This window comes from Klebsiella oxytoca NBRC 105695, assembly GCF_001598695.1.
GTDB lineage: Bacteria > Pseudomonadota > Gammaproteobacteria > Enterobacterales > Enterobacteriaceae > Klebsiella > Klebsiella oxytoca.
Genome location: NZ_BCZK01000023.1, coordinates 1 through 15,944 on the forward strand (window position 1 = coordinate 1; position 15,944 = coordinate 15,944).

The window sequence follows — 15,944 nt, forward strand, 5'->3', positions numbered from 1 at the left end:
TGGGGCAGATGAATGACTGTCCACGACGCTATACCCGAAAGAAAGCGGCTTAACGGTCAGCTTCCACATTCAAAGAAAACCCTCGTCAGAAATGGCGGGGGTTTTTGCTTCTGGCTTCGGGTTTGAACAAAGAACGCGGGCAGTATGTGGGAAACCGGGCTGCCATCAACCGCATCATGACTCATACGGCCATGCATTCTCCTCGCCTGGTTTTATATATTTTAAATAAATGAATTGAATTATAGCATTCGTATTTAGTATATATTACTGATTTAACTACATTTATACGTACTATTTCTTACATTTCGTCATTAGCTTCTGAAAAATAATAGACCGCCACATCGACGATAATTAATCAGGATACAACAATGAAATTAATGACCCGCATTGCATTAACAGCCGCTCTCGCCACTGGGTTCTCCATGGCGGCTCAGGCTGCGGATGTTAAGGTTGCACCCGCTCCGGCGCAGGACCCGATTGTCCAGCACTTAAAACTGACTAACGATCAGATAACGAAAATTAAAAGCCTGCATCAGCAGCTGGAAAAAAACGTTCAGCAGATTTCCCAGAAAGATATTAAAGACGGCGTGTTGTTTGAGGTTATTGATTCTGGAAAATGGAACGAAAAGGCGGTCAAAGAGCAGCTGGCGGCATTTAGCCAGGTAGAGCAGCAGGCTCGCTATTATCGCGTGAAGTACTATTTTGATGTGAACCAGGTGCTGACGCCAGAACAGCGTAAGCAGGTACAAAAAGACTTAGCTCAGGAGCTGAGTGAGTAAATCCATCGGCCCCGCGCCCGGGGCCGATATTTGCATCAGGCGACGCTCTCTTCTTCCTGGAGCCGAATCTCCGCTTCCGCGACGATCGCTTCCAGCTCGCTTAACATCTCTTCATAGCCAAAACTCATCGTAGTGACGGTTTCCGATTGCGGCTGTTGCGCCGATAGCGCCACTTTTTTTGTTTTCTTCTTGCCCACTGACATACTCCCTTACTGCCGTTGTTACACTGGTAAATCTATCAGCAAAGCGCGCAGCGGCGTATCAGCAACGAGGGTAATGTTAGCTTCGTCACGAATAAAAGCGCCATCGCCGCAGGTCAGAGCCTGCTTCTCTTCTTCCTGCACCCGCGCATGCACCGTACCGTGAATCGACTGCAGGTAGGCGCGGGGGCCGTGAAGCTGCACGTTAAGCTGCTCGCCTTTCGCCAGGTCGATATGGTGGATCCATACCTGCTGGCGCAGCTGGAGGCTATGCTGGCTGCCGTCCGGCGAAGCCAGCAGCTGCTGCGATCCAGCGGCGATAGCGATTTTTTGCACCAGCGGGTTTTCGTGCTGTGGACAGGCATCCAGCCACAGCTGCATTCGCGTCAGCGAGCGATCTTTACTCAGGTTATGCTCGCTGTAGCTTACGCCAGGCTGAGTTGATATCAGCAGCGCTTCGCCGGCTTTTGCCTGAATATGGTTGCCATCGCTGTCGCGGTATTCCGCTTCACCTTCCAGAATCAGGTTCAGAATGTCGACTTTCGGGTAGGTCCGCGGCTGAAACGACGCGCCGGGCGCCAGAACTTCCTGATTGAGCACGCGCAACGATGCGTAGCCCAGCAATTTGGGGTCGAAGTAGTGGCCAAAGGAAAAGGTGTAGCGGGCCTGCAGCCAGCCGAAGTCTGCTTGACCGCACTGTTTGGCTGTTCGGGTTGTAATCATCTTCTTGACCTCTCTTTACACTAAATCAATGGTAAAGGTATGGACGCTGTATTGTTAGCCAGATATTCTGCCCGGTATATTCAAATTTCCTGAATGAGACTGCGATGGCTAAAGAGAGAGCATTAACGCTGGAAGCATTGCGCGTTATGGATGCAATTGACCGACGCGGAAGCTTTGCGGCGGCGGCCGATGAGCTGGGTCGGGTGCCTTCAGCGCTGAGCTATACCATGCAAAAGCTGGAAGAGGAGCTGGACGTCGTGCTGTTTGACCGTTCAGGTCATCGAACAAAATTCACTAACGTGGGCCGAATGTTGCTGGAGCGCGGGCGCGTACTGCTGGAGGCGGCCGATAAGCTGACGACGGATGCCGAAGCGCTATCGCGCGGTTGGGAAACGCACCTCACTATCGTCACCGAGGCGCTGGTGCCCACCACCGACCTTTTTCCTTTAATTGAAAAGCTGGCGACCAAATCGAATACTCAACTGTCGATTATTACCGAAGTACTGGCCGGGGCATGGGAACGCCTTGAGCAGGGGCGGGCGGATATTGTCGTTGCGCCGGATATGCATTTTCGCTCCTCTTCGGAAATCAACTCCCGCAAGCTCTATTCGGTGATGAGCGTCTATGTAGCCGCGCCGGATCATCCTATTCACCAGGAGCCGGAGCCGCTTTCTGAAGTTACGCGCGTTAAGTACCGCGGCGTGGCGGTCGCGGATACCGCCCGCGAGCGCCCGGTGTTGACCGTGCAGCTGCTCGATAAACAACCGCGCTTAACCGTGAGCACCATCGAAGATAAGCGTCAGGCGCTGCTGGCAGGATTGGGCGTTGCGACGATGCCGTATCCGCTCGTAGAGCAGGATATTGCCGAAGGGCGTCTGCGGGTGGTCAGTCCGGAATACAGCAACGAGATCGACATTATTATGGCCTGGCGTCGCGACAGCATGGGTGAGGCGAAGTCATGGTGTCTGCGGGAAATCCCGAAGCTGTTTATGGGAAGATAAAACAAAATGCGCCCCTTTTTTGTCGAGGGGCGCATCGTTAGTAAGAAGTCGGTTTAGGATCCGGCCCGAAGCGATTATTGCCTGGGGTGCCGTTCTGGCAATTGAATACCAGGATCACCAGCCAGCCGATAACGGGAATCAGCAGCAATAACAGCCACCATGCCGAGCGGTCGGTATCGTGCAATCGACGGAACTGCACGGCCCACCACGGTAAGAATATCAGCACGCCATAGATAGTGGTCAGAATCCCTTCTCCTCCGGCGCGCTGCCATCCCAGCATCTTATCAATGATGCTGAGTACGCCGGTGAGGATGATGTTGACCAGAATAAACATCCAGTACTCTTTGCGCCGGGCGCGGCCGCCAAATCCAATGTAGTTTTTTAATACTTTAAGATACCAGTCCATTTCTACGCCTCTGTTAACCGTCAATCACTTGTTTTTAAAGCGATCGAAATAAGAATAGACGTGAATGAAATGATGGTAAATATTTGTTTTGTGAATTATTGGGCGCAGCAAATCGCGCCCAATTGCCTAGCGGAAACGAAGATCGCGGCCGTGAGGTTCGTTAAGATCCTGCTGCGGACCAACGGAGATAATCCCGGTCGGGTTGATGGTTTTATGGCTACGGTAGTAATGGTTGCGGATATGGGCGAAGTCCACCGTTTCCGCAATGCCCGGCATCTGGTAGATATCGCGCAGGAAGCCATACAGGTTGAGGTAATCGCTGATGCGGCGTTTGTCGCATTTAAAGTGGGTCACGTACACCGGATCGAAACGAACCAGGGTGGTCCACAGGCGAATATCAGCTTCCGTCAGTTGGTTACCCGTCAGGAAACGATGCTGGCCAAGGATTTGCTCCAGACGCTCCAGAGCGGTAAACACTGCATCGACCGCTTCATCATAGGCCTGCTGGCTGGTGGCGAACCCGGCTTTATAGACGCCGTTATTCACATTGTCGTAGATCCAGCCGTTCAGCTCATCAATCTGATCGCGCAGCTCAGGCGGGTAGTAATCTCCTGCGCGGGCGCCCAGCCCGTCGAAGGCGGTATTAAACATGCGGATGATTTCCGCCGACTCATTGCTGACGATGGTGTGCTGCTTTTTGTCCCACAGCACCGGCACCGTAACGCGCCCGCTGTAGTGGGGATCGGCATGCAGATAAAGCTGATAAAGATATTCGTGCTGGTAGAGCGTATCGCCGGTGGCTGCCGGGAAGCTATCGTCGAAAGTCCAGCCGTTCTCGAACATCAAGGGATTAACCACGGAGACGGAGATAAACGGCTCCAGTCCTTTCAGGCTACGCAGAATTAAGGTGCGATGCGCCCATGGGCAGGCAAGAGAAACGTACAGATGATAGCGATCTTTCTCCGCAGCGAATCCGGCTTCGCCGCTTGGGCCCGGCGCGCCGTCGGCGGTTAACCAGTTGCGAAAGGCGGAAACAGAACGCTTAAATCGCCCTCCGGTGGATTTGGTGTCATACCAGGTGTCGTGCCAGACGCCGTCAACTAATTGTCCCATTATTTCCTCCTTTATACCCGTCATACTTCAAGTTGCTTGTGCGTTGGCTTTCCTCGCTCACCCTTTCAGGGCCAGCGCAAGCGCTGTTCAAAACGGTTAACCGTTTTGTCCTGCAACTCGAATTATTTAGGGCATAGATAATAAAAGCGAGGAGATGTCTCCTCGCTTTATATTTATTCAGTATAGTGCGCTTACCACTTTTTATTCAGTACGCGGTCGATACTAAAGGCGCCTGGACCGGTGATAGCCAGCAGCAGGAAGCCGCCCGCGATGGTCAGGTTTTTCATGAACATCAGCGAGTTCACGCCTTCAGCAAAGTTGCTGTGGAACAGGAACGCGGTCAGCACGGTGAAGCCGGCGGTGAACAGCGCGGTAGTGCGGGTCAGGAAACCGAACAGGATTGCCAGACCGCCGCCGAATTCAAGCAGGATCACCAGCGGCAGCATAAACCCAGGGACGCCCATGGCTTCCATATATTGTTGTGTACCCGCATACCCGGTAATTTTTCCCCAACCTGCGGTAATGAACAGAATGGGCATCAGAATGCGCGCTACCAGTACACCAACATCTTCTAATTTTTTCATTTCCTACTCCAGAAAACCCAAAGGGCGGCGATTTTGTTTTTCAAAGTAATCCAGCGTGTTACGCGGGGTTGCTGTCGATGGAGTGAATATTAGCGGGGCCGTGACGGAATTGTTAGCAAGGAAAACTGTAGATCTTCTTCAAAGATTCTGAGTGATTATTGATAAACCAAATGAATAGAAGAACCGCTATAGCGGCGCTGGAGATGAGAAAAGAAGAAAGGAGAAGCGATGCGGCTGTCATGAAATTCAAGGAGGAAGCAGGCCTGCTCATGATGCCGGGAGGCGGCTGGCGCCTGACCCGGCTTATATCATTCCGCTATGAACATTAGCCTCAGCGTGATGACGACTGGCGCAGCAGATTGCGGGCCATCCGCCAGGTGCTCCAGATACCGAGGCTGCGTTTTGCCCAGCGCATCAAAAAGCGCGGATGACGAACTGACCATATTGCCACGAGGCCGCTGCCGACCATTGCCCATGAACGCAGATTCAGCAGGGTATTCCAGCCCCGATCAATGGGCGCAGTTGCCTCAAGCCAATGGCGGTGGCTGGCGCTAAGGTCCAGCCGCTGCTGTTGGATCAGGCGCAGCAAAAGCGCTTTTTGTCGTTCGCGTTCCTGCTGTTCGCGGCTCATGGCTTATCGTCCTCCAGCAATGCGCGGTCGTTTGCCAGCTCCTGACGCGTGAAGCGCAGGAACGTTGAACGTCGGGCTTTGCGTAAGGTCCAGATACCGCCAATGAGCGCTGCCAGCAGCAGAACCGCCGTGGTGCCGATCATCACGTTTAATCGATATTGCGCATCGACCGCCCAGATGATCAGAACCAGCATGCTCATCAAACCAAACGCGGCGAACAGCAGCGTCAATCCGAGCATCAGGAATAGCTGGATGAGGTTGGCTTTCTCCTCTTCCAGCTCCACGACGACCAGGCGCAGGCGCGTTTCCACCATCTCAACCAGCAAAGTGACGATGCGCTGACCGATGCCGAAAACGCTTTGTCCGGGGCCTTGCGTGCTTTTAGAATTCGCCATAATTAACGACGCGTCAGCAGGACACCCAGCACCAGCCCGACGGCAGCACCAATCCCCACGCCGGTCCACGGGTTTTCACGGACGTATTCATCTGCACGCGCAGCGGTTTCTCGCGTCTGCTTCATGAGAGCGTCGCTGGTTTCACCCAGGCGTACACGGCTTTCCTTCAGCGCGCTTTCAGCTTTACTACGTAGCTTACCGATCTCTTCTTTCGACTTATCCGTGGAGGAGTTCAGCACTTCTTCCAGGGTATCAGCCAGCGTCTTCAGTTCCGCACGCAGGTCTTCTGCAACGTTATCTTTAGCCATGTTTATCTCCTGTTAAAGTGGTCCATATTGGTCTTGCTTAAGCGATTAGTACTCGCGAGATTGCAGCTCTTTCAGTTCTTGCTGCGCTTCTTCAAGTTTACGCTGGCGCTTGCTGATTTTATCAGCATCGCCTTTCTGTTCGGCTTCGCGCAGGTCGTTGCGGCGTTCGGCAATTTCTTCCTGCTGTTTGGCGATTTTTTTCTGGTGATCGGCTTTGAGCTGGCTGTCGCTGCAGTGAGCCTTCACTTCGCTCAGCGCCTTTTTCAGACCGTCAATACGATGCTGGTTATTATGCTTTTCTGCATAGCTGATCTCCCGCTGGATATCCTGCTCTTTTTCCTGGCAAGGGGAGATGGCAAAGGCGCTGGCGCTAAGTGATGACAGAACCAGGAGCAAAGCGATGCGGTGTTTCATGGATACTACCTTCCATTGTGCGGGGGAATAACCCCGATCCAGTTGATAAACGTGAGTCTGGTGACTTCCGCAAACTTAATGATAGTAAGTAAACCGGGAAATCACCAAACCGGGTGAAAATATTCGGAATTTTCGTTGATTACCCGAATCTGTGTGGCGTATCGCGCAGGCGGGAAATCCAGGCCGTCGGCGAATCATCGTCTTCCACTAAAGCGATAATATAACCATGCGGCAGAGCGCGACCCAAAACTTCTTTGGCGGCGGCTCCCTGAGCGCTGGAGTCAAACTTGATGAGCAGACCGTCATTCTGTGGCGTAATGCTCTTAAAACGGATGCCGTTGGCATCGAGATGGTGCCAGACGGAAAAACCGTCCGGCATGCTAATACCCTGGCTAACGGGACGGATAGCCAGGGTTGATTCCTGCTGCTGCACGGTGAGCCAGAGCCAGAACAGGCCGCACAGGAGTAACGAACCGCCCAGCATCCAGCTTATCTGACGTAGAGAGGCGCGCTTTATCGCCATTGTCAGCCCCGGCTCCTGTATTTTTTCTTCCACAGGACGATCAGCGAGCCAATCAGGCCGAATACCAGCAGCGCGACGGGCAGCAGCATCAGGCAGGACATCAGCTGATCTTCATATTTCAGGAATACCGGCGTTTTCCCCAACAGATATCCCAGCGAAGTCAGAATCAGCACCCACAGCAGCCCGCTCATCCAGTTAAAAAACTGGAAACGCGCGCTGCTCAGGCCCGACAGGCCGGCAATGGTCGGCAGCAGCGTGCGCACGAAAGCGATAAAACGGCCAATCAGCAGGGCGGAAAGCCCGTGCTTATGGAACAGATGATGCGCGCGCTGGTGGTAGTGCGAAGGGAGATGCGACAGCCAGTTTTGTACGATACGCGTATTGCCCAGCCAGCGGCCCTGAATATAACTTAGCCAGCAGCCCAGGCTTGCCGCCGCGGTAAGCAGCAGCAGCGTTTGTGGAAAACCCATCGCGCCTTTGGCAATCAGTACGCCCACCAGAACAAGCAGGCTATCGCCTGGTAAGAAGGCGGCGGGCAGCAGACCGTTCTCAAGGAATAAAATCATAAATAAGACAAAGTACAGCATGCCAATCATGGAGGGATTAGCGAGAGTTTCGTAATCCTGAGCCCACAAGGCATTCAATAATTGGGTTAATAGTTCCATTCACGATTCCTGGTACATCGGTTAACGGCACGTCTGAACGCGGCATATGCATGGCGACATAGCTTCTTATTGGATTATGGTCGCTACTGCGCTCTGAACGGTTCCCTGTTTAAAAGTGAAGTAAGCAAAAGCTTACTCTCAGAACGACAAAATGCATCTAATTGTAACAAACCCGCTGACTTTACGTCAGAGAAATTGCAGTTTGTTGCATTCTGATTTTGCTGATTGCGGCGGAGGGTGGCGAGTGTATTTACACAGGCTGACACTATATATGCTTTGCTTACCCTGAGGGCTTTTCGGGCAGCGCAGGAGTTGCTGCCCGGCAGGGAGATAAAGGGCTATTTTGCGCCGTTGGCGGCCGTATCGAGATGAACTACCGGATTATCGGCAAACAGGTAGCGATCGGCATTGAATTCAAAGTCATCGCTGGTTTCATTGAATAACATCAGCTTGGTATTTTCCAGATGCTGCCACATGGCCAGCTTAGCCGCATGGGGATCTTTGCGAATCAGCGCTTTCAGAATTTGATCGTGATCGTCGCACCAGTTATCGACGGTACGCGAGTCGATATGGTCATGCAGCTTTTTCCAGTACGGGTTATGTACGCGCTGGGTCCACATCTTTTCCACGATAGCGGCGAGGGCGGTGTTTTGCGTTGCCAGCGCCACCTGCACATGAAACTGAAGATCCCATTCGGAATCGCGAAAACACTTCTCTTTACGCGCTTTTTCCTGAATTTCCATCAACTTCATGATGTCCTGCTTGGTCACCTGAGTGGCGGCGAATTCGGCAATGTTGCTTTCGATCAGCTGGCGGGCCTGCAACAGCTCAAAAGGGCCATAATTGGCGAATTCCAGCGATTCATCGGCAATTTGCTGATGTTTCGGATGATTGGAGATAACGTGGATACCGGAACCTTTGCGGACTTCAACGTAGCCTTCCACTTCCAGCATAATGATGGCTTCGCGAACGACGGTACGACTTACGCTTTTTTCGTCAGCGATAAACCGCTCTGCGGGTAGCTTATCGCCTACAAGGTAGACACCTTGTTCAATACGCGTCTTAAGCTCAGCGGCAAGCTGCTGATACAAACGACGCGATTCAGTGATTTCCATATTCGCTCCCGGGAGATGGCGACAATATTGGATTTGTTATACCACTTTTACGTGCTTCTCACCACAAGAAGAAATGAAAAAGCCGCCTTCATCAAGGCGGCTTCGGGAGGGGGGAGCCCGCGTTTAACTAGCTTTGCGTGGCAGGCTTACTGGTTTCCAGCGGAGTGCTGTCGTCATCCGCAGATTTATTTTTTAGTACGGTCCAGATGACCACCGCGCCCAGCACATCGAAGATGGCCAGTACGGCGAACAGCGGGCTAAAGCCGATAGTATCCGCCAGCGCGCCAACCACCAGGGCAAACATGGTGCTGGCTAGCCATGCGGCCATGCCGGTCATACCGTTCGCGGTTGCCACTTCGTTACGACCAAATACGTCGGAAGAGAGCGTGATCAGCGCACCGGACAGCGCCTGGTGAGCAAAACCGCCGACGCACAGCAGGGCGATAGCGACGAACGGGCTGGTGAACAGACCGATCATCCCTGGGCCAATCATCAGCAGCGCGCCCACCGTCACGACCATTTTACGGGAAACAATCAGGTTCACGCCAAACCAACGCTGGAACAGCGGCGGCAGGTATCCACCGATAATACAGCCGAGGTCGGCAAACAGCATCGGCATCCAGGCGAACATGGCGATTTCTTTCAGGTTAAAGCCGTAGACTTTAAACATGAACAGAGGGATCCAGGCGTTAAAGGTCCCCCATGCCGGTTCGGCAAGGAAACGCGGCAGGGCGATACCCCAGAACTGACGGTTACGCAGAATCTGCCACGGAGACATTTTCTTGCCGTTGTTAGTCTGGTGATGAGACTCCTGGCCACCGATGATGTAGTCGCGTTCTTCGTCAGTTAATTTTTTCTGATCGCGCGGGTGTTTATAGAACACCAGCCACGCCATTGCCCAGGCAAAGCTCAGTACGCCGGAGATGATAAAGGCCATCTGCCAACTGTGCATAACGATAGCCCAAACCACCAGCGGCGGAGCAATCATAGCGCCGATAGAGGAGCCGACGTTGAAGTAGCCGACGGCGATAGAACGCTCTTTCGCCGGGAACCATTCGGAACTGGCTTTCAGACCCGCCGGGATCATTGCCGCTTCGGCGGCACCCACCGCGCCGCGCGCCAGCGCCAGACCGCCCCAGCTTCCCGCCAGCGCGGTAGAGCCGCAGAACACGGCCCAGGCGATAGCAAAGAAGGCATAGCCGATTTTGGTACCTAAAATATCCAGTACGTAGCCGGCGACAGGCTGCATGACGGTATAGGCAGCGGAATAGGCCGCGATGATATAGGAATACTGTTGGGTGGAGATGTGTAACTCTTCCATCAGAGTCGGCGCAGCTGCCGCCACAGTGTTACGCGTCAGGTACCCCAGCACGGTGCCTAAGGTCACCAGTGCGATCATGTACCAACGTAACCCTTTAATTTTACGCATGTAAACCTCATCGTTTGTTATATATCCGCAGCGGGTGCGGCTATCTTCTTGCCTGTAACGGTGGCGAAGAAGGTGAAACGGAGGGTTCAGGAGAGGAAACCTCGTATGGCCCGAACCTTGCCATTAACTGTTGTGTCTAATTCGGTGTCCATACCGGTAAATCCGACGTGATATTTCGTCGGTAATGCATTCCGTCGGTTTATATGTTTCGACGGCAGCAAGATAACTTGTCATACAACTTCAAAAGTTGAGTGACGTCACAAAAGTGGGAAAGTTTGTGTGGGCATTCGTTCATGCGAGAAAGGCCAGAGCTGGCGCGCTCTGGCGGGCCGTTTACTCCTTTCATGGTACTTTTTTTGTCATCGTTTATTGATCTAACTCACGAAAAATACTTCGGTCTGTAGAAATTGGTGTGATAACTTTGTCAGCATTATAGTCAATCATCTGATGGGCTCCCCCAGGGGCGAAGAGGACACGAAAATGACACCGTTTATGACCGAAGATTTCCTGCTTGATACCGAGTTTGCCCGCCGTCTGTACCACGATTACGCGAAAGACCAGCCGATTTTCGACTACCATTGCCACCTGCCGCCGCAGCAGATTGCGGAAAATTACCGCTTTAAAAATCTGTATGACATCTGGCTAAAAGGCGATCACTATAAATGGCGTGCGATGCGTACCAACGGCGTAGCCGAGCGTCTGTGCACCGGTGATGCTTCCGATCGCGAGAAATTTGACGCCTGGGCGGCCACCGTACCGCATACCATCGGTAACCCGTTATACCACTGGACGCATCTTGAGCTGCGTCGTCCTTTTGGTATTACAGGTAAAGTCCTCTCTCCGGCTACGGCGGACGAAATCTGGAATCAGTGCAACGATCTGCTGGCGCAGGAGAGCTTCTCCGCTCGCGGCATCATGCAGCAGATGAATGTGAAAATGGTCGGCACCACCGACGATCCGGTCGATTCTCTCGAGCATCACGCTTCCGTCGCTAAAGACAGCTCCTTCACCGTGAAAGTGCTGCCAAGCTGGCGTCCGGACAAAGCCTTCAATATCGAACAGGCGACCTTCAACGACTACATGGCGAAGCTGGGCGAAGTGTCTGACACCGATATCCGCCGCTTTGCCGATCTCCAGTCCGCGCTGACTAAACGTCTGGATCACTTCGCCGCTCACGGTTGTAAAGTTTCTGACCATGCGCTGGACGTGGTGCTGTTTGCCGAAGCCAACGAAAGCGAACTGGATAGCATCCTGGCGCGTCGTCTGGCGGGCGAGGCCCTTAGCGAGCATGAGGTTGCGCAGTTCAAGACGGCGGTTCTGGTTTTCCTCGGCGCGGAATACGCCCGTCGCGGCTGGGTACAGCAGTATCACATCGGTGCGCTGCGCAACAACAACCTGCGCCAGTTCAAACTGTTAGGGCCGGATGTGGGTTTTGACTCCATCAACGACCGTCCGATGGCGGAAGAGCTGTCCAAACTGCTCAGCAAACAGAACGAAGAAAATCTGCTGCCAAAAACTATCCTCTACTGCCTGAACCCGCGCGACAACGAAGTGTTGGGCACCATGATCGGCAACTTCCAGGGGGAAGGTATGCCGGGCAAAATGCAGTTCGGTTCCGGCTGGTGGTTTAACGATCAGAAAGACGGTATGGAACGTCAGATGACCCAGCTGGCACAGCTTGGCCTGCTGAGCCGCTTTGTCGGGATGCTGACCGATAGCCGCAGCTTCCTCTCCTACACCCGTCATGAATATTTCCGTCGCATCCTGTGCCAGATGATTGGTCGCTGGGTTGAAGCGGGAGAAGCCCCGGCGGACATTCAGCTGCTGGGCGAGATGGTGAAAAATATTTGCTTTAACAATGCGCGTGACTACTTCGCCATTGAACTGAACTAAGACCAGAGGTCGGTTGATATGCAATACATTAAAATCCATTCGCAAGATAACGTCGCGGTAGCGTTGGCGGATATGGCGGCAGGCACGGTAGTCACCATTGACGGCGATACGGTCACGTTGGCTCAGGATATTGCGCGCGGGCATAAGTTTACGCTGCGCGGCATTGCGAAGGGAGACAACGTCATTAAGTACGGTCTGCCGATAGGGCATGCGCTGGCGGATATCGCGCCGGGGGAACATATCCACTCCCATAATACGCGTACTAACTTAAGCGATCTCGACGCGTACAGCTATCAACCGGATCTTATCGAACCCGCCGCGCAGCCGGCGGATCGCGATATCCAGATTTATCGTCGCGCCAACGGCGAAGTCGGCGTGCGCAACGAGTTGTGGATCCTGCCGACCGTCGGCTGCGTCAACGCCATGGCGCGTCAAATGCAGAATCGATTCCTGAAAGAGACGAACGACGCGGAAGATATTGACGGCGTACATCTCTTCAGTCACACCTACGGCTGCTCACAGCTCGGTGACGATCACATCAACACCCGTACCATGCTGCAAAACATGGTGCGCCATCCGAACGCGGGGGCGGTGCTGGTGGTCGGCCTGGGCTGCGAAAACAATCAGGTTGATGCATTTCGCGAAACGCTGGGCGAGTTCGACCCTGACCGCGTCCACTTTATGATCTGCCAGCATCAGGATGATGAAGTGGAAGCCGGGCTGGAGCATCTGCGTCAGCTATATGACGTGATGCGCCACGATAAGCGCGAGCCGGGTAAGCTGAGTGAACTGAAGTTTGGTCTCGAGTGCGGCGGTTCAGACGGTCTGTCAGGCATCACCGCTAACCCGATGCTGGGCCGTTTCTCGGACTACCTGATTGCTAACGGCGGTACTACCGTGCTGACCGAAGTACCGGAAATGTTCGGCGCCGAACAGCTGCTGATGAGCCACTGTCGCGATGAAGAGACGTTTGGCAAGCTGGTGACGATGGTTAATGATTTCAAACAGTACTTTATCGCTCATGACCAGCCGATTTATGAGAACCCATCGCCGGGCAACAAAGCGGGCGGCATCACTACGCTTGAGGATAAGTCGCTGGGCTGTACGCAGAAAGCGGGCTCCAGCCAGGTGGTTGACGTCCTGCGCTATGGCGAGCGGCTGAAAGTGCACGGCCTTAACCTGCTGAGCGCGCCGGGCAACGATGCGGTAGCGACCAGCGCCCTGGCCGGCGCGGGCTGCCATATGGTGCTCTTCAGCACCGGACGCGGCACGCCATACGGCGGTTTCGTTCCGACGGTGAAAATTGCCACCAACAGCGAACTGGCGGCGAAGAAAAAACACTGGATCGACTTCGATGCCGGTCAGCTGATTCACGGTAAAGCGATGCCGCAGCTGCTGGAAGAGTTTGTCGATACCATTGTGGCCTTTGCCAACGGTAAGCAAACCTGCAACGAGCGTAATGATTTCCGCGAACTGGCGATATTCAAAAGCGGCGTCACCCTTTAAGTACTCGTTATCTTTCACGCCACAGCTGCGGCGTGAAACCTTATTGAGTAATAAAGGGAGGCGTTTCAAAAGCGGCGTTTCTGAGTATGATGCGCCGTTTTGTCTTATACCCTAAATAATTCGAGTTGCAGGACAAAGCACTTGTGCTTTGAACAGCGCTGGCGCTGGCCCCGAAGGGGCGAGACCGCAGGCCGAGTAACGCGGCTAACGCACATGCAACTTGAAGTATGACGGGTATATAAGGATTTCCCATGACCGCATACTGGCTTGCCCAGAGCGTTGGCGTTATCGCCTTTCTGATCGGTATTACGACATTTTTCAATCGCGATGAGCGCCGCTTTAAGCTCCAGCTAGCCGTTTATAGCGCTACCATTGGCGTGCATTTCTTTTTGATGGGCGCCTGGCCGGCGGGTATGAGCGCCGAGCTGAATACCGTCCGTACCCTCGTCTCCATGCGCACCCGCAGGCTGTGGGTGATGACCCTGTTTATTGTGCTCACGCTGGTACTGGGGCTGGCGAAGCTGCAGCACGCTATGGAGCTGCTGCCGATTATTGGCACCCTGGCCAGTACCTGGGCGCTCTTTCGCTGCTCCGGGCTCACCGTCCGCTGCGTGATGTGGTGCGCAACCGCCTGCTGGGTGATCCACAACTTCTGGCTGGGTTCGATCGGCGGCACTCTGATTGAAGGCAGCTTCCTGCTGATGAACGGCCTGAATATCATTCGTTTCCGGCGGATGCAGAAGCGCGGTATCGATCCGTTTAAAGTGGAAAAGGCGGTACAGAAGGAAGCCCCCTCCGCACGTTAGCGGAGGGGGGGAGATTAACTGCGCAGGGCGTTCTTCGCCAGCTGTTCGTCTTCAGCGATACAGGCGGCAGCGGTGAACAGCGCATCGGTTGAGGAGTTCAGCGCGGTTTCGCAGGAGTCCTGCAGGACGCCGATAATAAAGCCGACGGCGACCACCTGCATGGCGATATCGTTCGGGATACCAAACATATTACAGGCCAGCGGGATCAGCAGCAGCGACCCGCCCGCCACGCCGGAAGCGCCGCAGGCGCACAGCGAAGCAACGACGCTGAGCAGCAGCGCGGTCGGCAGATCGACCGGAACATTCAGCGTGTGTACTGCCGCCAGGGTCAGTACCGTAATGGTAATCGCCGCGCCGGCCATGTTGATGGTCGCGCCCAGCGGAATAGAGACCGAATAGGTATCGCGATCCAGATTAAGCTTTTCGCACAGCGCCATATTCACCGGAATGTTGGCGGCGGAGCTGCGGGTAAAGAAGGCGTATACGCCGCTTTCGCGCAGGCAGGTCATCACCAGCGGATAGGGATTGCGGCGGATTTTCCAGAACACCAGCAGCGGGTTAATCACCAGCGCCACCAGCAGCATACAGCCAACCAGCACCAGCAGCAGCTGGGCGTAGCCCCACAGGGTTTCAAACCCGGTCGTCGCCAGCGTTGACGCGACCAGCCCAAAGATACCCAGCGGCGCAAAGCGAATCACCACCTTAACGATAAAGGTCACCGCGTGGGACATATCGTTGATCAGATTTTTGGTGGTTTCATTGCCGTGGCGCAGCGCGAACCCTAAACCGACGGCCCAGACCAGAATCCCGATGTAGTTAGCGTTCAACAGGGCGTCAATCGGGTTAGAAACCATGCTCATCAGCAGCCCGCGCAGGACTTCAACGATGCCCGACGGCGGAGTAATGCTCTCTGCCGCTGCGTTCAGGTGCAGCGTTGACGGAAAGAGGAAGCTAAACAGCACCGCGGTTAACGCGGCGGCAAAAGTCCCCAGCAGATAGAGGAACAGAATCGGGCGGATGCTGGTTTTTTGCCCCTGCTGATGATTGGCGATGGAGGCCATAACCAGCATCAATACCAGCACCGGCGCTACCGCTTTCAGCGCGCCGACGAACAACGTACCCAGTAGTCCAACCGCGACGGCGGCGGGTTTTGAGACCGTCGCCAGCAGTACGCCGAGTACCAGACCGATTAAAATTTGTTTGACCAGACTGCCCTGAGCCAGCCGCCGTAGCAGGGTCGATCGGGGTGATGGGGTTGCCATAATTCATTCCTTCCAGTGATGTCGCTGTCCGTCCCGGCTACGTATTATTTGTAACGTTTATGTCCGGATGTAAATAGATGTTTGCCTGGTTGAGTATACGGAAAGAACGCTCTTGGGGAAGGGTAAAATGCTGTTTATCGCGCTGAGATCTTATTTTTTAACTATGCATTAACTATTTTGTGACATGAGTA

19 protein-coding genes are annotated in these 15,944 nt (G+C 54.0%); 5 read left to right on the top strand and 14 right to left on the bottom strand.

Going from position 1 to position 15,944, the window contains the following annotated elements:
- Positions 1 to 368: 368 nt before the first annotated feature.
- The gene (locus KO1_RS25430; RefSeq protein ID WP_024274753.1) at positions 369 to 779 is read left to right on the top strand and encodes a Spy/CpxP family protein refolding chaperone; all 411 of its coding nucleotides are present in this window, start codon (positions 369 to 371) and stop codon (positions 777 to 779) included.
- A 35-nt stretch (positions 780 to 814) separates the two neighbouring features.
- Here KO1_RS25430 and KO1_RS28555 read toward each other — a convergent pair whose 3' ends face one another.
- Complete coding sequence (locus KO1_RS28555; RefSeq protein ID WP_016808040.1) at positions 815 to 982, bottom strand: protein YhaL; 168 nt, start codon at positions 980 to 982, stop codon at positions 815 to 817.
- An 18-nt stretch (positions 983 to 1,000) separates the two neighbouring features.
- Positions 1,001 to 1,702 (bottom strand): pirin family protein, encoded by a 702-nt coding sequence (locus KO1_RS25435; protein WP_004115739.1) that lies wholly within the window; start codon positions 1,700 to 1,702, stop codon positions 1,001 to 1,003.
- A 104-nt stretch (positions 1,703 to 1,806) separates the two neighbouring features.
- Here KO1_RS25435 and KO1_RS25440 point away from each other — a divergent pair, with 104 nt between their 5' ends.
- Positions 1,807 to 2,703: a LysR family transcriptional regulator gene (locus KO1_RS25440; protein WP_004105985.1), complete on the top strand. Its 897-nt coding sequence runs from the start codon at positions 1,807 to 1,809 to the stop codon at positions 2,701 to 2,703.
- A gap of 37 nt (positions 2,704 to 2,740) precedes the next feature.
- Here the strand turns inward: KO1_RS25440 and KO1_RS25445 are convergent, their stop codons facing one another.
- The 11 genes from KO1_RS25445 to KO1_RS25495 form a co-directional block, all read right to left on the bottom strand.
- Positions 2,741 to 3,109, bottom strand: coding sequence for a DUF805 domain-containing protein (locus tag KO1_RS25445; RefSeq protein WP_004105984.1), 369 nt, complete (start codon positions 3,107 to 3,109; stop codon positions 2,741 to 2,743).
- Positions 3,110 to 3,235: 126 nt separating this feature from the next.
- The gene (locus KO1_RS25450) at positions 3,236 to 4,222 is read right to left on the bottom strand and encodes a glutathione S-transferase family protein (RefSeq protein ID WP_004105983.1); all 987 of its coding nucleotides are present in this window, start codon (positions 4,220 to 4,222) and stop codon (positions 3,236 to 3,238) included.
- Positions 4,223 to 4,413: 191 nt separating this feature from the next.
- On the bottom strand, positions 4,414 to 4,806 hold the full coding sequence (locus KO1_RS25455) for a DoxX family protein (RefSeq protein WP_004105982.1): 393 nt from the start codon (positions 4,804 to 4,806) through the stop codon (positions 4,414 to 4,416).
- A 331-nt stretch (positions 4,807 to 5,137) separates the two neighbouring features.
- A complete protein-coding gene (locus KO1_RS25460; RefSeq protein ID WP_004105981.1) occupies positions 5,138 to 5,437 on the bottom strand; it encodes a YqjK-like family protein in 300 nt (99 codons plus the stop codon).
- Positions 5,434 to 5,832, bottom strand: a complete 399-nt coding sequence (locus tag KO1_RS25465; RefSeq protein WP_004105980.1) for a phage holin family protein — start codon at positions 5,830 to 5,832, stop codon at positions 5,434 to 5,436. Before KO1_RS25465 ends, KO1_RS25460 begins: the two co-directional genes overlap by 4 nt.
- Before the next feature lie 2 nt (positions 5,833 to 5,834).
- A complete protein-coding gene (locus tag KO1_RS25470) occupies positions 5,835 to 6,140 on the bottom strand; it encodes an ElaB/YgaM/YqjD family protein (RefSeq protein WP_004105979.1) in 306 nt (101 codons plus the stop codon).
- A gap of 45 nt (positions 6,141 to 6,185) precedes the next feature.
- Positions 6,186 to 6,554, bottom strand: a complete 369-nt coding sequence (locus KO1_RS25475) for a DUF1090 domain-containing protein (RefSeq protein WP_004105978.1) — start codon at positions 6,552 to 6,554, stop codon at positions 6,186 to 6,188.
- A 139-nt stretch (positions 6,555 to 6,693) separates the two neighbouring features.
- Positions 6,694 to 7,071, bottom strand: coding sequence for an EnvZ/OmpR regulon moderator MzrA (gene mzrA / locus KO1_RS25480; RefSeq protein ID WP_160886235.1), 378 nt, complete (start codon positions 7,069 to 7,071; stop codon positions 6,694 to 6,696).
- Between the two features lie 8 nt (positions 7,072 to 7,079).
- A complete protein-coding gene (gene yqjA, locus KO1_RS25485; protein ID WP_004105976.1) occupies positions 7,080 to 7,742 on the bottom strand; it encodes a DedA family general envelope maintenance protein YqjA in 663 nt (220 codons plus the stop codon).
- Between the two features lie 338 nt (positions 7,743 to 8,080).
- On the bottom strand, positions 8,081 to 8,857 hold the full coding sequence (gene exuR, locus KO1_RS25490; RefSeq protein ID WP_004105974.1) for a transcriptional regulator ExuR: 777 nt from the start codon (positions 8,855 to 8,857) through the stop codon (positions 8,081 to 8,083).
- Between the two features lie 127 nt (positions 8,858 to 8,984).
- The gene (locus KO1_RS25495; protein WP_064407171.1) at positions 8,985 to 10,286 is read right to left on the bottom strand and encodes an MFS transporter; all 1,302 of its coding nucleotides are present in this window, start codon (positions 10,284 to 10,286) and stop codon (positions 8,985 to 8,987) included.
- A 480-nt stretch (positions 10,287 to 10,766) separates the two neighbouring features.
- Here KO1_RS25495 and uxaC point away from each other — a divergent pair, with 480 nt between their 5' ends.
- The 3 genes from uxaC (at position 10,767) to KO1_RS25510 (ending at position 14,491) form a co-directional block, all read left to right on the top strand.
- Complete coding sequence (gene uxaC, locus KO1_RS25500) at positions 10,767 to 12,179, top strand: glucuronate isomerase (protein WP_004105970.1); 1,413 nt, start codon at positions 10,767 to 10,769, stop codon at positions 12,177 to 12,179.
- Positions 12,180 to 12,197: 18 nt separating this feature from the next.
- Positions 12,198 to 13,685: a UxaA family hydrolase gene (locus tag KO1_RS25505; protein ID WP_004105968.1), complete on the top strand. Its 1,488-nt coding sequence runs from the start codon at positions 12,198 to 12,200 to the stop codon at positions 13,683 to 13,685.
- Between the two features lie 251 nt (positions 13,686 to 13,936).
- Complete coding sequence (locus KO1_RS25510) at positions 13,937 to 14,491, top strand: YgjV family protein (protein WP_024274752.1); 555 nt, start codon at positions 13,937 to 13,939, stop codon at positions 14,489 to 14,491.
- 14 nt (positions 14,492 to 14,505) lie between these two features.
- On the opposite strand, the gene sstT is transcribed toward KO1_RS25510, so the two are convergent.
- Positions 14,506 to 15,753 carry a serine/threonine transporter SstT gene (gene sstT / locus KO1_RS25515; protein ID WP_004105963.1) on the bottom strand — a complete coding sequence of 416 codons (1,248 nt, stop codon included), beginning with the start codon at positions 15,751 to 15,753 and terminating at the stop codon, positions 14,506 to 14,508.
- Positions 15,754 to 15,944: the final 191 nt, after the last annotated feature.

What these genes read in the sequence shown, in the direction of transcription:
- KO1_RS25450 (WP_004105983.1), bottom strand. Translation starts at nt 4,222, where the DNA reads ATGGGACAATTAGTTGACGGCGTCTGGCACGACACCTGGTATGACACC.
- yqjA (WP_004105976.1), bottom strand. Translation starts at nt 7,742, where the DNA reads ATGGAACTATTAACCCAATTATTGAATGCCTTGTGGGCTCAGGATTAC.
- KO1_RS25455 (WP_004105982.1), bottom strand. Translation starts at nt 4,806, where the DNA reads ATGAAAAAATTAGAAGATGTTGGTGTACTGGTAGCGCGCATTCTGATG.
- KO1_RS25430 (WP_024274753.1), top strand. Translation starts at nt 369, where the DNA reads ATGAAATTAATGACCCGCATTGCATTAACAGCCGCTCTCGCCACTGGG.
- exuR (WP_004105974.1), bottom strand. Translation starts at nt 8,857, where the DNA reads ATGGAAATCACTGAATCGCGTCGTTTGTATCAGCAGCTTGCCGCTGAG.
- KO1_RS25505 (WP_004105968.1), top strand. Translation starts at nt 12,198, where the DNA reads ATGCAATACATTAAAATCCATTCGCAAGATAACGTCGCGGTAGCGTTG.
- KO1_RS25460 (WP_004105981.1), bottom strand. Translation starts at nt 5,437, where the DNA reads ATGAGCCGCGAACAGCAGGAACGCGAACGACAAAAAGCGCTTTTGCTG.
- KO1_RS25475 (WP_004105978.1), bottom strand. Translation starts at nt 6,554, where the DNA reads ATGAAACACCGCATCGCTTTGCTCCTGGTTCTGTCATCACTTAGCGCC.
- KO1_RS25495 (WP_064407171.1), bottom strand. Translation starts at nt 10,286, where the DNA reads ATGCGTAAAATTAAAGGGTTACGTTGGTACATGATCGCACTGGTGACC.
- uxaC (WP_004105970.1), top strand. Translation starts at nt 10,767, where the DNA reads ATGACACCGTTTATGACCGAAGATTTCCTGCTTGATACCGAGTTTGCC.
- KO1_RS25435 (WP_004115739.1), bottom strand. Translation starts at nt 1,702, where the DNA reads ATGATTACAACCCGAACAGCCAAACAGTGCGGTCAAGCAGACTTCGGC.
- sstT (WP_004105963.1), bottom strand. Translation starts at nt 15,753, where the DNA reads ATGGCAACCCCATCACCCCGATCGACCCTGCTACGGCGGCTGGCTCAG.
- KO1_RS25470 (WP_004105979.1), bottom strand. Translation starts at nt 6,140, where the DNA reads ATGGCTAAAGATAACGTTGCAGAAGACCTGCGTGCGGAACTGAAGACG.
- KO1_RS25440 (WP_004105985.1), top strand. Translation starts at nt 1,807, where the DNA reads ATGGCTAAAGAGAGAGCATTAACGCTGGAAGCATTGCGCGTTATGGAT.
- KO1_RS25445 (WP_004105984.1), bottom strand. Translation starts at nt 3,109, where the DNA reads ATGGACTGGTATCTTAAAGTATTAAAAAACTACATTGGATTTGGCGGC.
- KO1_RS25510 (WP_024274752.1), top strand. Translation starts at nt 13,937, where the DNA reads ATGACCGCATACTGGCTTGCCCAGAGCGTTGGCGTTATCGCCTTTCTG.
- KO1_RS28555 (WP_016808040.1), bottom strand. Translation starts at nt 982, where the DNA reads ATGTCAGTGGGCAAGAAGAAAACAAAAAAAGTGGCGCTATCGGCGCAA.
- KO1_RS25465 (WP_004105980.1), bottom strand. Translation starts at nt 5,832, where the DNA reads ATGGCGAATTCTAAAAGCACGCAAGGCCCCGGACAAAGCGTTTTCGGC.